Annotated in this window: 13 protein-coding genes; 6 read left to right on the forward strand and 7 right to left on the reverse strand. The window is 38.6% G+C overall.

Annotated elements, in window-relative coordinates; all coding sequences use genetic code 11:
• Positions 1–3 precede the first annotated feature (3 nt).
• The 3 genes from AC6CH7_RS14015 to AC6CH7_RS14025 are packed head-to-tail and all read right to left on the reverse strand — an operon-like array spanning position 4 to position 5,886.
• Positions 4–1,365 (reverse strand): DoxX family protein, encoded by a 1,362-nt coding sequence (locus tag AC6CH7_RS14015; RefSeq protein WP_498263336.1) that lies wholly within the window; start codon positions 1,363–1,365, stop codon positions 4–6.
• Between the two features lie 29 nt (positions 1,366–1,394).
• Positions 1,395–2,720 carry a RagB/SusD family nutrient uptake outer membrane protein gene (locus AC6CH7_RS14020; protein ID WP_498263337.1) on the reverse strand — a complete coding sequence of 442 codons (1,326 nt, stop codon included), beginning with the start codon at positions 2,718–2,720 and terminating at the stop codon, positions 1,395–1,397.
• A 10-nt stretch (positions 2,721–2,730) separates the two neighbouring features.
• Positions 2,731–5,886, reverse strand: a complete 3,156-nt coding sequence (locus tag AC6CH7_RS14025; RefSeq protein WP_498263338.1) for a SusC/RagA family TonB-linked outer membrane protein — start codon at positions 5,884–5,886, stop codon at positions 2,731–2,733.
• A gap of 401 nt (positions 5,887–6,287) precedes the next feature.
• On the opposite strand from AC6CH7_RS14025, the gene AC6CH7_RS14030 reads away from it, so the two are divergent.
• Complete coding sequence (locus tag AC6CH7_RS14030) at positions 6,288–7,265, forward strand: glycoside hydrolase family 43 protein (protein WP_498263339.1); 978 nt, start codon at positions 6,288–6,290, stop codon at positions 7,263–7,265.
• Here the strand turns inward: AC6CH7_RS14030 and AC6CH7_RS14035 are convergent.
• Positions 7,252–7,608 (reverse strand): winged helix-turn-helix transcriptional regulator, encoded by a 357-nt coding sequence (locus AC6CH7_RS14035; RefSeq protein ID WP_498263340.1) that lies wholly within the window; start codon positions 7,606–7,608, stop codon positions 7,252–7,254. The genes AC6CH7_RS14030 and AC6CH7_RS14035 overlap by 14 nt on opposite strands.
• Before the next feature lie 111 nt (positions 7,609–7,719).
• Here AC6CH7_RS14035 and AC6CH7_RS14040 point away from each other — a divergent pair, with 111 nt between their 5' ends.
• On the forward strand, positions 7,720–8,460 hold the full coding sequence (locus tag AC6CH7_RS14040; RefSeq protein WP_498263341.1) for an SDR family NAD(P)-dependent oxidoreductase: 741 nt from the start codon (positions 7,720–7,722) through the stop codon (positions 8,458–8,460).
• A 43-nt stretch (positions 8,461–8,503) separates the two neighbouring features.
• On the opposite strand, the gene map is transcribed toward AC6CH7_RS14040, so the two are convergent.
• Entirely contained in the window at positions 8,504–9,268 is a 765-nt protein-coding gene (gene map, locus AC6CH7_RS14045) for a type I methionyl aminopeptidase (RefSeq protein ID WP_498263342.1), read from the reverse strand.
• A gap of 211 nt (positions 9,269–9,479) precedes the next feature.
• Here map and AC6CH7_RS14050 point away from each other — a divergent pair, with 211 nt between their 5' ends.
• Positions 9,480–9,791 carry a hypothetical protein gene (locus AC6CH7_RS14050; protein WP_048904544.1) on the forward strand — a complete coding sequence of 104 codons (312 nt, stop codon included), beginning with the start codon at positions 9,480–9,482 and terminating at the stop codon, positions 9,789–9,791.
• 113 nt (positions 9,792–9,904) lie between these two features.
• Positions 9,905–10,612 (forward strand): hypothetical protein, encoded by a 708-nt coding sequence (locus tag AC6CH7_RS14055; RefSeq protein WP_498263343.1) that lies wholly within the window; start codon positions 9,905–9,907, stop codon positions 10,610–10,612.
• 127 nt (positions 10,613–10,739) lie between these two features.
• On the opposite strand, the gene guaB is transcribed toward AC6CH7_RS14055, so the two are convergent.
• Complete coding sequence (gene guaB / locus AC6CH7_RS14060) at positions 10,740–12,209, reverse strand: IMP dehydrogenase (protein WP_498263344.1); 1,470 nt, start codon at positions 12,207–12,209, stop codon at positions 10,740–10,742.
• 173 nt (positions 12,210–12,382) lie between these two features.
• Here guaB and AC6CH7_RS14065 point away from each other — a divergent pair, with 173 nt between their 5' ends.
• Both AC6CH7_RS14065 and AC6CH7_RS14070 read left to right on the forward strand, forming a co-directional pair.
• Entirely contained in the window at positions 12,383–13,204 is an 822-nt protein-coding gene (locus AC6CH7_RS14065; protein WP_498263345.1) for a hypothetical protein, read from the forward strand.
• Positions 13,205–13,217: 13 nt separating this feature from the next.
• A complete protein-coding gene (locus AC6CH7_RS14070) occupies positions 13,218–14,888 on the forward strand; it encodes an IPT/TIG domain-containing protein (protein WP_498263346.1) in 1,671 nt (556 codons plus the stop codon).
• A 79-nt stretch (positions 14,889–14,967) separates the two neighbouring features.
• On the opposite strand, the gene AC6CH7_RS14075 is transcribed toward AC6CH7_RS14070, so the two are convergent.
• The gene (locus tag AC6CH7_RS14075) at positions 14,968–16,584 is read right to left on the reverse strand and encodes a beta-N-acetylhexosaminidase (protein ID WP_498263347.1); all 1,617 of its coding nucleotides are present in this window, start codon (positions 16,582–16,584) and stop codon (positions 14,968–14,970) included.
• Positions 16,585–16,602: the final 18 nt, after the last annotated feature.

Raw genomic sequence — 16,602 nt, forward strand, 5'->3', positions numbered from 1 at the left:
TAACTAGATTTTTACAGGCTTACGGCGACCTTCGAACATCATATATTTCTTATTTATTTTGGCAAGAACCACATGTATCGAATCTCTGTTTTCGTTGATACCCGACAGTACTATTGTGGAATCATTTGGTCGCTCATATTTGAGTTGAAGCTTTTCATTCCGTTGATTTTTATTTTTATTCTGTAATGAAAGTGTATGGTTTACAGTATCAGCGTCATAGTAGAAATAGTGGCGCCCGGCATATCCCGCCAGTTCATAATTTCTATCAATATCTTTTTCATGAACTTCTTCGCCGCTCGATAAATCTATCTTAACCGGGCGATTCACTTTAATAGTTAAAGTCGACCATTTTTCAAAAACGACATCCTGCCATCTGTTCGGGTCAGTTTTAGAGTATGGTATAGTATCTTTATTTAATACAAACTCCTTTACATTATAATACCCAAATGCGTTACTTAAACCCGGTGTATGGGGTATCTTATAAGGATCATTTGTGTAATTGTCGTAAGCCTTATATGCAAAGAGTACAACAAAGGCCAGAAATGCTAATTTTAATCCTTTCCGTGCATTTCTTAAGCGACTGTCAGTAAATTTTGGAATAAACTTATTGGCATATGCCGGTTTTTCTTTAATGAGCAGATCATATAATCTGGGGATGTCGTATACAAATAAGAAAGTTGCTAAGAGCACAATAAAAGTACTTAGCGCCTGCTCACCTATATCATAAAATCCATTTGCTACAGCTACATTCCCTAAAAACCCAAATATTAGTCCTACACCAAACGTGACAGTCTTCCTGTTAAAAAGCAAGAAGGCAGCAAGTATTTCAACAAAACCTAAAAAAGATTCGTACTTAGGTGCTATACCTACCGTTTGGAAATAGATTTTCCAGGCAAAGTAATCTCCATAATTAGTCAGCAGATTGCTTAACGAAGGATACGGCATCTGCAACGGAAAAAATTTAATAAAGCCATAAGTAACCAGTACAAATGCAAGGCGATACCTCACCAGCACCCTTAACCAGTAATATAGCCTGGTATATTCCTTTCTGTTGGCGTCTGCTTTACTCCAAATCACAGTACCTATGGTTGCAATAATTATAAATACTACCCAGTTTGCAAAATCTCCTATGCCCCATTCGGCAATTTGATTTTCAGAAAAAAATTGAGCTTGGTACTTGGTTAACTTAAACAGATCGTGAAAATGCAGATGAAGCCAATTGATAGAGAATAGTTCTTTGTAAAATTTCCAATCTATCGGAATAATCTGTATCACCAGGAAGATAAAGAAGAACCGGAACAAATTCTTTTCCCAGGGTTTCCACTCCCGTGATTCCTTGTTCGTGTTGGTTGTTATTTTGCTCATAACAAATATATTTTAATGATGTTAAAATTTTAATTTCTGCCGTACCCCGGATTCTGAACAAGCGATGGATCAGCAATGATCTCTCCAGCCGGTATTGGAAAAATGTATTTATTAGGATCGTTCAGGTTCAGTACCGCAGGAGCTCTACCTGTTCTGACCAAATCAAACCACCTGAAGGGTTCCAAGGCAAACTCTACACGCCTCTCATTTTCTATAGCCAACAATACTTCATCTTTATTAAGACTTGTGCTTATTTCAGGCACACTCGACCTGACCCTTACCGCATTTATATCTGCAATTGCTCCGCTTAAATCAGGTACTGTTTTAAGTACACGTGCTTCGGCCCTGTTAAGAAATAATTCTGCCGTTCTGATAATGTATCCTGAAGAAGTGTTAGTAGGGTAAATACCGCCTATAAATTGTCCTGCAGCATTTTTTACGGAAAGAATTTTACGATCGCCACCAACAGCAGGATCATTCAAAAGATTGTGAATTACTGCTTTTGGCTCAAGTGCCCTATTACTGGTATTCCATTGAGAATAAGCCGCATTAACATCATTTACGCTATAAGAAAGTTCTAATACAGACTCTGAAGTTCCCGCAGCAAGATTAAAAGGTTTAATTAATTTATATCCGGGATTTGCCAACACGGTATTGATATCAGCCTCGGCCTCAGTATATTTTTTCTGATATAGATAAAGCCTGGCTCTTAATGCAATTGCTGTAAATTTGGTTATCCTGTTCCTCACAATAGTAGTAGGCAACAGGGGGTCTGCCTTGTTTAAATCTTCGAGCACCTGAGCAAAAACTTCAGCCTGTGTACTTTGCTTAACGCCTAATTTATCAGCCACCACATTCGTTGGCGTTAAAAATATCTGCACATTTCCAAACACGCGGGCAAGGTCAAAATAGGATAAGGCCCTAATGGTGTAAGCCTCACCTAACAGCTGATTTTTAAGATCATTGCCAAGTTTATTATCTGTTACCAAAGGCACCTTTTCTATAATATGATTGGTGCGGTTAATGGTGTTGTAGAAGTTTCCCCAATAGGTAGATAAGAATGCAATATCTGACCGCAGATCATAATTGATTACATTCAAATCCGTTTGCGCATTGTTTAGTGATTTTATGTCTCCGCCCGACTGAAGTATTGTATTCTGGAAAGCGCTTCCATAATTAAGACTTGCCAATCCGCGGTAAGCCCCTCTTACTGCAGCTTCCGCCGATGATCTATCATAGATCGTAGTTTCATCGGGTATGGTATCGTATGGTGAAACTTCTAAATATTTTTTGCAAGAGAACAGCGAAGAACTGATCAGCAATAAAAATAGGAATGTTTTATTTTTGGTATTCATGATTCTAATATTAAAATGAGATGTTGGCTCCAAACTGAATTCCTCTTGGTTGCGGTGGTGTGGCTGTATCCAAACCGTCGAGATTCTGGCCCGCACTACCCGAACTTTCCGGATCGGCACCTGAATATTTTGTTTTAAGCCAGAGATTAGTTCCCAAAACATATAGCCTTACTTTGCCCAACCTTAGTTTTGAAGTTACGGATACAGGCAAAGTATAGCCTAAAGAGGCCGCTTTGAGTCTGATGAAGGATCCATCTTCCAGATACCTGCTGTTCTGTTCGATGTTATAATTATTACCCACACTGGTAACTCGAGGTGTATTGGTAATATCTCCTTCTTTTTGCCACCTGTTCAGTTGGCTCTTTAAAATCGCTCGGGAGGCATCTCTTGTACCCCCACCTTCCAAAATGTATTTGTTGAAATTGAAGACTTTATTGCCATATTGGTAAGTAAACAAAACGTTCAAATCAAATCCTTTATAGCTGATATTATTGGAAAAACCTCCAAAGAAATCAGGAATAAGATTACCCATTAGCTGACGATCTGCCGTAGTCACAGTAGTTCCTGTAGTTCCATCAGCGTGTTGAAATATAGCATCTCCGGTTGTAGGGTCAACATATAGCTGTTTGTATAACCAGAAGCTTCCCAGTGCAGCCCCTTCTTGTGTTCTTCGATACTCTCTGGCTTCAAAGGTGATAGGGCTAACCAGTTTCTCAGCGCGGTTTACATTTCTTGAAATGTTAAAATTTGCTGACCATTCAAAGTCCTTAGATTTTATAATTGTTCCGGTTATCGCCAGCTCAATTCCCTTATTGCTTACTTCACCGGCGTTAGCTAATGTACTTGAATAACCTGTTGACTGTGGCACAGGCAAATAAAGCAAAGCATCTGTGGTGTACTTGTAGTAAGCATCAAAATTCAAAAACAACCTGTCCTTAAATAAACCCAAATCAATTCCTGCATTATAGGTAGTGGTTTTTTCCCATTTCAAATCCGGGTTTTTTAATTGAGCAGGTGCTACACCAGGTTTAGGTCCGCTTGTCAGGTTATCAGGATACGCCGCCGAGCCGGACCATAAACCCAGTGCGGCGTAGTCATTAATACCATTTTGATTTCCGGCAGAGCCGGCACTTAGCCTAAGCTTGAATTCAGATATAGTTTCCGAGTTTTGTAGAAAAGCCTCCTGTTTGATCCTCCATGAAGCGCCTATACCAGGAAAGAATCCCCAGCGGTTATTGGCACCAAATTTAGAGGAGCCATCAGCTCTGATTACACCTTCAAGAAAATATTTGTTATCGAGACTGTAGTTTAGCCTACCAAAAAATGAAGCAAGTGTAGACTTAGATCTTCTCTGATCAGCTGTCCTCACAGAAGCAGCAGAGATTTGCTGAAAGAAATTATTTGGGAAACCTTGTCCTACTTCCTGAGCTACCTTAACATCGGTACTCTGAACACTGTTTCCAATTAAAACAGTAATATTTTGTCTTGAATTAAGTGCTTTTACATAGGATAGTGTTTGTTCATTCTGAATAATCGTACTGGTAGTAAACACCTCTTTTCTATAGCCCAATGGATTGGGGCTGCCACCAATAATTGTTTGATCGTTAAAGAACTCACGTTCATTATAGTTATCGTAATCTAAGCCGATCGAAGATTTAAACTTAAGACCAGGTAAAATATTAACTTCTATAAACTGATTACCTATATACCGAATACTTGTGGTCGAGATATTGGTAATATCAGTATTTACAAGATTATCAATATTTTCATAAATAGAGCCCCTCGCTGGTGTTCCATCTGCGTTGTATAAAGGCAAATAAGTCGGGTGGTGCAAGGCCGCAAGTAAATGTCCGGCCTGCTGACCAGCGCCGCCTCGAACTTGTTGTCTGAACGTTCTGTAAACGCCGTTACTTGAACTAAGGGTTACTTTATCATTCAGCTTGCTATCAAGGTTTAGTTTGAAACTTCCCCGCTGGAAATCAGCTGGTTTTAATATCCCTTCCTGATCGGTATAACCCGCACCTATGTTATAACGGATCTTCTCACCCCCACCTTGAATACTAAGGTCATAATTCTTAACCTGCGCAGTTCTGAAAACCCTGCTTAATCGATCATAAGTCTGCTGATCTTCTGGATTACCTCTTCCTGGAACACCATTAATAACAGCTGTTACGGATCTGAACGGACGGTTCTCGTAGGTTTGATTTAGGCTGGGCTTGTCTTTACCAGAGTTTATCCATTGTTCGTTAACCAACATGGCATGCTCCGGACCAGTAGCGAGTTCCCATAATTTATCAGGATCAGCCTTTTGCCAGCCATGTGATATCTCTAAATTATATTTTGTTTTACCTAAAAGGTACTCTCCTCTTTTAGTGGTTACTAAAATAACTCCATTGGCTCCACGAGAACCATAAATGGCAATAGCACTCGCATCTTTCAGTACTTCAATACTCTCAATATCCGCGGGATTTATATCTGCCAGAGGCGATGTTTTTTTTCCTCCAAGATCAAGCGTTGACAAGGAGTTGTTGTTCACAAATACACCATCAATAACATATAATGGCTCATTACTCGCGTTAATAGAAGCAGTGCCTCGCACTTGTACTTTTACCCCTTCACCAGGAGAACCAGAGTAGGTTCCTACCTGAACACCTGCCGCCCTGCCTTGTAACTGGGCATCAAAACTGGCTACAGGAATCTGCTTGGTTTCGGCAGCATTTACTTTAACAATAGCGCCTACAACACTTTTACGCGTTTGGGCACCATATCCAACAACAACGACGTCATTTAGCTGACTTGCACTCTCTTTTAATTCTACCAGGATTGGGCTTCCGTTGGCCACAACCTGTTTTTTTTCGTAGCCTACATAAGTAATTTCTAAGGTATATGGAAACTTCTGACCGGTAACAAAATCGAACTTTCCATTCTTATCTGTCTGGACAACGTGTGTAGTACCGGTAATGTGAATGCTAACCCCGGGAATTCCAAGCTTTGTTACCGCGTCTATAATTTGACCTTTAAGCGTAGAATTAATGAGGGGTTGAGTTTGTGAGAAGGAAATAAGCGGCAATAAGATCATTACCAGGATACTGTTCTTCAATAGCAGTACCTTTTTTAACAAGGAATAAGCATTATACAGATGCTTACCCTTTTTAAAATTTTGCATAACTTTAAAAAGTTTTAATTAATAAAATTCTATTGGTTGAAACGAGTTGGCATTTCAGTAAGTGATTGGCGTTGCGTACTGAATGCTTGATAAAGGCAGGATTCTAATCCTGTCTTTATTATTACTTTATAGCTTGAAATGCTATTGCATGGAACAGCAACAACAGTGAGAAGAAAATCTCAATCGATTTAGACTGCAGAGCGCAATTTCTTTTTTTAAGTGTAGAATTCTTTTCATTGTTTGGTTTTGTTTCTTATCAATTCAAGGCAAATGTAATAGCATTTTTGCAAAAAACAAATAAAATCTATGGATTTAATAGAGTATTAGTGAAAAAAGATATAAAACGATACCTTAGGCTTTAATTAAGTTTAAACACATTATACTATCCAAACACATTAAAAATGAAGAAGTATCAACTTTTGCTCTGCCTTTCGTTCATAGCACTTTCCTTATCCGCACAAAAAAAATCAAAAGAGACTTCTGGAAATCCAATATTTCCAGGTTGGTATGCAGATCCTGAGGCAGTTATATTCGGTAACGAATATTGGGTTTACCCGACCTTTTCTGCCAAATATGAAGAACAGACATTTATGGACGCCTATAGTTCCAAAGATCTTGTTACCTGGAAAAAACACCCGCACATTATTGATACAAGCAATGTTAAGTGGGCGAAAAAAGCGGTATGGGCACCATCAATAACTAAAAAAGGAAATAAATACTATCTTTTTTTTGGTGCTAATGACATTCAAAATGATAATGAATTAGGTGGCATAGGTGTTGCCGTTTCAAATAAACCGAACGGCCCATTTAAAGATCTTATCGGCAAACCCCTGATCGATAAATTTCATAATGGTGCGCAACCAATTGATCAATATGTTTTTAAAGATAAAGACGGCCAATACTATCTATTTTATGGCGGCTGGTCTCATTGCAACGTTGTAAAATTAAGTGATGATTTTAAAAGCATTGTGCCGTTCCCTGATGGAACAACTTATAAAGAGGTAACGCCTAAGGGATATGTTGAGGGACCTTTTATGTTTATCAAAGATGGAAAGTACTATTTCATGTGGTCTGAAGGAGGCTGGACCGGTCCGGATTATTCAGTAGCTTACGCTATAGCAGATTCACCTTTAGGTCCATTTAAACGTATAGATAAGATATTAAAGCAAGATCCATCAATCGCTACCGGTGCGGGTCATCATTCAGTAATCAAGAATCCAAAAACTGGCGATTATTACATTATCTACCACCGTCGTCCATTAGGAGAAACTAATGGTAATCACAGGGTTACCTGCATAGACAAAATGGAATTTGATGAAAACGGATTGATCAAACCTATTAAAATCACTTTCGAAGGTGTAGGTGCTAATCCCCTGTAGGACGATTAGCATCACCCCAGTCGGATAACAACCGGAGCACTGGCTCAAGCGCCAAACCTAATTCTGTAAGCTTATACTCTACCCTGGGCGGAACCTCAGGGTAGATCATTCTACTTACCAAACCATCATTTTCCAATTCTCTAAGCTGTAAAATCAATATCCGCTCAGAAATATTAGGCATTGATTTACGAAGTTTGCTATACCTTAAACTTCCGTAATTTAACAGACGCCACAATATAGTTGGCTTCCATCGGCCGCCAATTAAATCTAAAGTATAGGCCATACCACAATTGGCATTTATCTGTACCTCGTTTTCGAGATTTGTTGAGCTTTCTTTTCTCATTACTTACATTTATGTTAGTACTATACAATTTTATCAGTACATGCAATTGTAAAAGTACAAATATACCTTTGCAATAAGTATTTAAACTAATATTTATTACAGAAAACAGATATGGAACATTTGAAAAACAAAGTAGCAGTAGTAACAGGTGGAACTCGCGGTATAGGAGCTGCAATTGTAAAAAGACTTGCAAAAGAAGGCGCAACTGTGGCTTTCACTTATGTAAATGGGAAAGAAAAAGCAGATGCATTAGTTAATGAGCTAACGGAAATAGGTTCGAAAGTTTTGGCAATTAAAGCAGATAATGCTATTGAAGGAGAAATAACAGCTGCAATACAAAAGGCTATTACAACTTTCGGGAAATTAGATATACTGGTTAACAGCGCCGGAGTTTACATTGGGAAACCATTTGAAGAACATACACTCGCTGATTATGATACAACCATGGCAGTAAACGTAAAAGCTGTAGTGGAGGCCTGCCTAGTTGCTGCAAAAAAGATGGAAAACGCGGGCAGAATCATAACCATAGGAAGTAATATGGCTGATAAAGTACCTGCCGCTCAGGGCACATTATACGCGATGAGCAAATCTGCTTTAAGCGGACTTACAAAAGGCCTGTCCCGTGACTTGGGCCCCAGAGAAATTACGGTTAATCTGGTGCAACCGGGTCCTATAAATACAGATATGAATCCTGAGACCTCAGAACATGCAGACTTTCAGCGCAGCTTAATGGCAATAAAAAAATATGGTAAACCAGAGCATATAGCAGATGTGGTAGCTTATTTAGCAAACCCCAACAGTGGCTATACCACAGGCTCAATAATTACAATTGATGCAGGAACTACCAGCTAATTGCGGCATACAGCGCCACCCTTTGGTGCGCGCTGTATTGTTGTTATTCCCAAATGTTATTTACGGCAGTAAGGATTACCGGCTTACCATCTGTAACCATTATAGTATGTTCATGTTGCGCTACGTAGCCACCTTTGTTACCAACTAGTGTCCATCCATCCTTTTCCTGGTCGGCATAAGTTGAAGCAGTGGCAATAAATGTTTCAATAGCCACAATAGAATTCTTTCTGAAGCGTGTAGTATTAAATCTATCATAGCAGTTCAAGATCTCATGCGGTTCTTCGTGTAAACTTCTACCTACTCCATGTCCGGCAAGGTTTTTAATCACCTTATATCCAGATTTACGGGCCTCTGTTTCAATCAATCTACCGATATCTGCAATCTTTACTCCTCCTTTTATCTGATCTATGGCTTTACGCAATATTTGTTTTGAAGCATCCACAAGCGGCTGAAGCTCATTTATATCTTTACCTAAAATAAAAGAACCGCCGTTGTCAGCCCAAAAGCCATTTAACTCGGCAGATACATCAATATTAATGATGTCGCCTTCTTTAAAAACTTTATTTTCTGTGGGAATCCCATGAGCAATCTCATTATTCACGCTTATGCACGTCCATCCAGGAAAGTCATAAGTCAGCTTAGGTGCCGATTTTGCGCCTAAGGCACTTAAAATTGCCCCTCCAAAATCATCCAATTCTTTAGCTGACATACCTGGAGCAGCATGCTCCCTCATTTGTTTAAGGGTTTCTGCTACCGCATTACTGATCTGCTGCATTCCTGAAAGTTCTTCGTCTGATGTAATTGACATGGTCTTTTTTTATACAAAGATAGGAATATTTAGACTTACCTGCTTCCTTGCTCAACAATCTGTAGAGGAACTCCACAGCTTTCCGAAACCCCCAATAAAATAAACCATTGAAAATCAGACCAGTGCCAAAAACCATATACTTAGGCACTATTATGTAGCATAGTCTAAACATAATTAACAAGAATATTAATTGAAATTTAAAATAAGTATTATGAAAAAGATCATTTTATCAGCAGCATTTTTAGCAGTAGCAGGATTAACAACAGTAAAAGCAAGCGACATTAAAAACTCAGTAGAAGTTGCTGTAAGACAAGATAGTACTACAAAAACTCCAGTTGAATTAAAAGACCTACCTGAGCCGGTTCAAAAAACTTTACAAGCTGAGCCAGCAAAAGAATGGACTCCAACTGCAGCATTCCTTGTTGTTAACGCAGACAAATCTGAGTATTACTTGATTAATGTTAAAAAAGGAGAAGAAACAGGATCTCTTAAGATCGACAAAGACGGTAAAGTGGTTCAATAAATCACGATACATATATAGCTAATACACACAAAAGCCGGAGGATTCCGGCTTTTGTGCTTTTTATTAAACCGATACTTAGAATAAATCATCATATTTAATCGTTGTATAGAAATATGAGAATAGGACTAATTACGCTTTTATTATTTTGCTGCTTTGCTACGTATGCTCAATCTTTTAAATATCCAGTGCTTATCCCTCAAGGAAAAACTATAAAATCACTCATTCCAGCCCAATGGAAGGTTATAGATTCTGTTTATGGAGATTTAAACAATGATAAAGTTGAAGATCTGGCCTTGATATATGAGTTTTATGCTGCTGTTAAAGAAAACAGGGCATATGGAGATAATACAACAGAACTTATCACCGAAATCCAAAGACCCAGGATGCTGGCAGTCTATTTTAAATCGGGCAGAAACTACAAACTAGTTACCCAAAACAATAATTTTATTTTAAGATCAGAAGAAGGTGGCTCAATGGGTGATCCCTTGCGTCCTTTGGTTATCGCTGATAATGTACTCAACCTCGCCTTCGAGGGAGGCGCAAATTGGAGATGGAAACTTAATTACAGCTTTAAATATCAGAATAAAGATTGGAAGCTTACCAAGGCAAGCAATTACTCTTATCATAGCGGATCTGGTGACATGAATAGCAAAAAGTATGACTTTGTAAACAAGAAACGCATTATTACTATTGGTAAAATCAATAATAAGGATTCAGGAAACGAGATTATTGAACAGAACTTAACATTTAAAACGCTGCGTACTTTTTCGAGCTTTAAAAAACCCTGGACCTGGGAATTGGGTCCTGATGAGTTTCTATAAACCCCTACCACATGTCAGACTCAAGTCAGACGCTGTTAAGCTATAGTAAAAGTTAAGTCTGTTTTAACGCAAAAAAGGGCCTGAAATGTTGATTCAGACCCTTTTTGGAATTATTTAATCCAAATTATTAACGTGAATAATTTGGAGCTTCTTTAGTGATTGAAATATCATGAGGATGACTCTCTCTCATTCCGGCAGCTGTAATGCGTACAAATTTAGCTTTCTGTAAATCTTCAATGGTTGCAGCACCACAATAGTGCATACCTGCTCTTAAGCCACCTACATATTGATAAATCACCTCGGCCAACGTTCCCTTATAGGGTACGCGACCAACAATACCTTCTGGTACCAATTTGGTAACTACATCTTCCTCATCTTGGAAATAACGGTCTTTTGACCCTTGTTGCATTGCTTCAACAGAGCCCATACCACGGTAAGATTTAAACTTACGTCCTTCGTAAATGATGGTTTCACCTGGCGACTCCTCTACTCCAGCGAATAAAGATCCTGCCATAATAGAGCTAGCTCCGGCTGCGATGGCTTTAACAATATCTCCTGTTTGTTTGATACCACCATCAGCAATTACAGGAATTCCTGTGCCAATTAATGCCTGAGCACATTCAAAAACTGCATATAACTGAGGTACACCAACACCAGCAATGATTCTGGTAGTACAGATAGAACCTGGACCAATACCAACTTTTACTGCATCAGCTCCGGCGGCTGCCAAAGCTCTTGCAGCTTCTGCTGTAGCAATATTACCTGCAATAACCTGTAAGTCTGGGAACTTAGCTTTAATGGCCTTAACCATATCGATAACACCTTTAGAGTGACCGTGAGCAGTATCAACTGTAACTACATCAACTCCTGCTTGCACCAATGCAGCAACACGATCAATGTTATCAGCAGCTACACCTACTGCAGCACCTACACGTAACCTGCCGCGTTCGTCTTTACAAGCTTTAGGATAGTTTTTATATTTTTGAATGTCCTTAAAAGTGATTAACCCGGCTAGCTTACCCTCTTTATCAATTACAGGAAGTTTTTCAATTTTATAATCCTGTAAAATTTCCTCTGCCTGTAAAAGGGTTGTACCCTCTGCAGCAGTGATCAGGTTTTCGCTGGTCATCACTTCAGAAACTTTACGTTGCATATCTTTTTGGAAGCGCAAATCTCTATTGGTAATTATACCAACCAATTTACCTTCTGAATCTATAACAGGAATTCCACCTATTTTAAATTCTTTCATGATCTGGAAGGCATCGGCAACTTTAGCATCTTTACTTAAAGTAACTGGATCCTGGATCATTCCGCTTTCTGAGCGTTTTACTTTTCTTACCTCCTCTGCCTGACGCTCGATGCTCATGTTTTTGTGAAGCATACCGATACCACCTGCCTGGGCAATGGCAATCGCCAATCCAGATTCAGTTACAGTATCCATTGCAGCAGAAACTACAGGAACATTAATACGTATTTTTTTTGTAAGGAAACTCCCTGTATCCACGTCACGTGGCAGAACTTCAGAGTAAGCTGGCACTAATAATACGTCATCGTATGTTAGACCTTCGGCGATAAATTTATTGGGATCGAGTTGCATAGCAAATAATTTATGAGTTACTATTTGCCGGGCAAAAATACGATTATTATTGATACTACGCAACAGTTTTGCAAATATTGAGCTTAGGTCCCAAAAGTTTACAATTAAATTAAATAGCGCCAAAAAATAATATTGAGCAAATTGTTTTATACTTTCGCGTAAAAATTAACGACATGAAGAAAACGCTCTTTTCAATTGCGATTGCAATTGCTACAACGGCTTGCTATGCCCAAACGCCAAAAGTTAAAACTGATACAGTTATAACGGATATAACTAATCTATCTGACGTAACTGTTGATCAAGCAACTCAGTCTCTAAAACCAACTACAGGCGCAATAGTGACGGAACTTAATTTCAATCCTTTTAAAGGAAACTTAAGTTTGAACAACTCTCTTAACCAAATTAAAGTAAGGTATTTTATTAGCCCTGATGTGGCTTTAAGATTAGGCTTTCATGCAAGCCAAAAGGATTCAACTGCAAACGTAAATAATCCTTATGGTCCACAAGGTGTTTTTATTAAAAATGAAAGGAAAAGCACTTTAATTGGATTTAACTTCGGTGTAGAAAAACATTTCAAAGGTACCAGACGCTTATCTCCTTACATCGCCGCAGATATTTCAGTAAGCAGTAAATCCGCAAACCAGGAAATTAAAGACAACGGCGTTTCTACATCCATTAAAAATGGCTGGCTTGAGACAATTTATTTACCAAACAATCAGAGCTATTACACTCAGTTGCAAGAAAACGCATATACTCGGTATGGCATTAATTTAATTACAGGCTTTGATTTTTATATAGCAAAAGATTTCTTTTTTGGCTATGAGTTTAATTTCAACTTATCTAAAACTGAATATAAGAATATCGAGACTACTGCGACAGGGACAAATACTGGCACAGGGCAACCTACCACCAATTTTAATGATACAGGAAAGAAATCTGCATCAACATTTGGCCCAACGCTAATAAATGGCGTCCGCATTGGTTATTCATTTTAATCCGAGACTCGATATGAAAAAGAATATACTATTAATAGCGATCACGCTAATTTCCTTATTTCAGTTTCAAAGCTGCAAAAAAGACAATCTTACAGGTCCAGAAATTCAAACGTTATCTGCAACCGCACTGGCGCCAAACGCAGCAACCTTTACAGGGAACATTGTCAGTAAAGGTAACTTTAATCCATCTGACTACGGTTTTATATACAGTACAACCGCTGATGTTAGCGATGTAAAAGGAACAAAAATTTCTCTAGGTAAAGATATACCTCAAGGAGAATTTACAAAGGAAATCCGCAATCTGAATTTAAGCAGTCCGTATTACCAATCAACCCTTTTTGTTAGGGCTTATATAACTGATGAAAAAGGAACCGCATTAGGAAAAACGATACAGATAAATCTACCTACTCAACAGGCTGGGAATGTTAGCCCAAATTCGGGGAAAGTGGGAGATCAGGTTAAGATTACCGGGAAATTCTATATAGAATCTGATAACGCAATTGAGGTTACATTTAATAACATAAAGGCCAAAGTACTGTCCTCTTCAGATACAGAAATTGTAGCTGAGGTACCCCAAGGAATTCAAGCAAGACATGGTAATCAACTTAGTGTAGAAGTAAGTATTAGCGCCCAGAAAGTATCAGTTTCAAATGGGTTTACCATATACGCCAATGTTAAAGATTTTTCTCCAAAGTCAGGACCAATAGGTACAATGGTTACTTTTACGGGTGACAATCTTCCCGACTACTATAATTACCCAAGTACTTTTAGCATATTTTTTGGAAACACACAAGTAAATACCCTGTATGGAAGCACCCCTCAAATATCTGTACCATCTACTGTTGAGTTGAAATCAGAAGTTTCAGTAAGATTAGCTGATAAAAAAATAGTTTTACCTGGCGAATTTACAGTTACTCCTCCGGTAATAACAGGCTTGAATCCAGCGATCACTTTACCCGGAACTTCCGTTGCAATTTCCGGTAATAATTTTCCAACTAATTTCGAACACAATCAAGGGATGCCTACGGCTACTATTGGAAGCACTGATGCGCAGGTTTTCCCTGATTATCAAGGTGGCTTTACGATGATCGTTCCTGAAAGCTTGTCTGCAGGTGATTATACAGTTACCTTTAAATCGGGCCCAAATGCGGTAACCGCACCTAACAAGCTTAAAGTCCTTTCTTATGCATTTACTAATTTTTCGCCCGCATCCGGCGCTCCCGGTATGGAAATAGATATTACAGGAAATTTTATTAAGGATCAGAGTTATTATGTTTACTTTGGAACTATACCATCTTCTGGTGTCGCTACTTCCGCAACAAGTTTAAAAATAGCAGTTCCAGGAGGAATTAATGCAGGAAATGTAAAGCTTTATCTGGAAGCTGGCGGAAAAAAATATACAATAGCTAAAGAATTTAAAATGCTTGGACCGGCTATTACTTCTTTTACACCAACATCTGCCGTTGCAGGATCCATTGTAACGATAAAAGGTGAGGGCTTTGCTCAGTATTATTATAGCACTGTTGTTAAATTCGGCACTATTGAAGCTCCGATTACAAGCATCACCGAAAACACAATCACTGTAGCCGTACCTTCCAATTTAAATCCAGGAACGATGAAATTAACTGTGATTTCAAATGGCCAAACAGTGATAAGTTCTACTAATTTCACAGCAACAAATTAAAAAGACTAACATATTATATTTAACTAAAAGAGCTTATCTCATGAATGGGGATAAGCTCTTTAAACTAAACAATAAATACTTACAATCCAGTATCAAAGCGCTTAACCCCTGTTCCTATCCTAACTGGTTCAGGATTCTTTGCAGGATTAAATGGATCGTAATAGTAAAGTGATGCTTGCTGAAACAGTCGCATATGCTTTTTTAAACGCTGCATAAATCCTTGGAAATCCTTTGCGTTTTTACTCCATGCAGCTTCTGCAAGTGCAGTTATTCGCGGAAACAACAGATAATCTAATCGTTGATCGCTTTGAATCGTCTCTGTCCATAAATCTGCTTGTATACCCAAGATCTGTTTTTTACTTACTGGACCATCTAAGTAATTATCCTGGGAAAAGGAGTAAACATTTTCTAATGCATTGTATAATTTATTGTTCCACTTGCGACCGTAGTTGTGAGTACTATCCTGAACAAAATCAAAATAAAACGGTAATCTCGGACATAGCACTGTTTCATAACCCTTTTTAAGAGACAGATTTAGCATATCAGGTTTATCATGTCTCCACCAGAAGATAATTGTCTTGTCTTTAGGAAGATCAACTTCTGCCATCTCGTCCCACACAAGTAATTTCGCATTCATATTGTATACCGAATCTGCCATGCGTTTCATGAAGTATTTTTCTACTTCTTTAACATTTGCCAGTCCCTTACTTTGCATTAGCGTTTTAATATCCGCATTTGTAGACCATTGCTGATTACCATAACTTACCTCATCGCCGCCAAGGTGAATCATCCCTGAAGGAAATAATGCATTGGTCTCGCGCAGGATATTTGAAAGGTATTGATAAGTACTTTCTTTACCAGGATTGAATGTGAATTCAGGATGTCCTTCAGACCCACCTCCGCTAAATTCAGGATATGCCCGGTTCGCGGCAGAAGCATGTCCAGGCATATCTATCTCTGGAATAACGGTGATAAATCTCTGGGCCGCATACGCCACTACCTCCTTCACCTGCTCTTGCGTATAATACTGTGAGGGTAAAGTTCCATTCAAAAAATCACCAATACCACCAATCAAGGCGAGTCCCGGATATTTTTTAATTTCAATACGCCATGCAGGCTCATCGGTAAGGTGCCAGTGGAAACGATTCAATTTATAGAAAGCCATCCAATCCAGAATAGATTTAACTTTTGCTACACCAAAGAAATGCCTTGATTCATCAAGCATCAAACCTCGCCATTCGTATAAAGGATTATCCTGTATCTTCCATCCTTCTAATGAAAGTGAACCCTTTAAATTTTTCGACTGTCTGGCAACCTGCAGCAGCGACACAACCCCATAGAAAGCGCCTTCAGCATCGCTAGCAGTTATTACAACTCCTTTTGAATTGATTTCCAGAGTGTATGCGTCTGAGCTTTTTTTCGATGTAAGCACTAATTTTACCCCAGATTCTTTTGATGCATTATAAACAGTTAAAGGCAATCCCTGTTCCTTTAGTAATTCCTGTTGAAGATAATAAGCTACCGGTTTTAAAAGCTCAGATTCTGCAACTATAGGACTATGCTGAGTGAGCACAAAAGAGCCATCGGTTTTAGCAAACTTTACTGGTTGAGGGATAATCGGACATACTTCCTGAGCACTTGTGATTTGATACCCAATCAGCAAACTACAAACCAGTATTAATCTTTCTAAATTCATTTACTCAGTTATTTTATA

Source organism: Pedobacter sp. GQ55 (assembly GCF_059758925.1).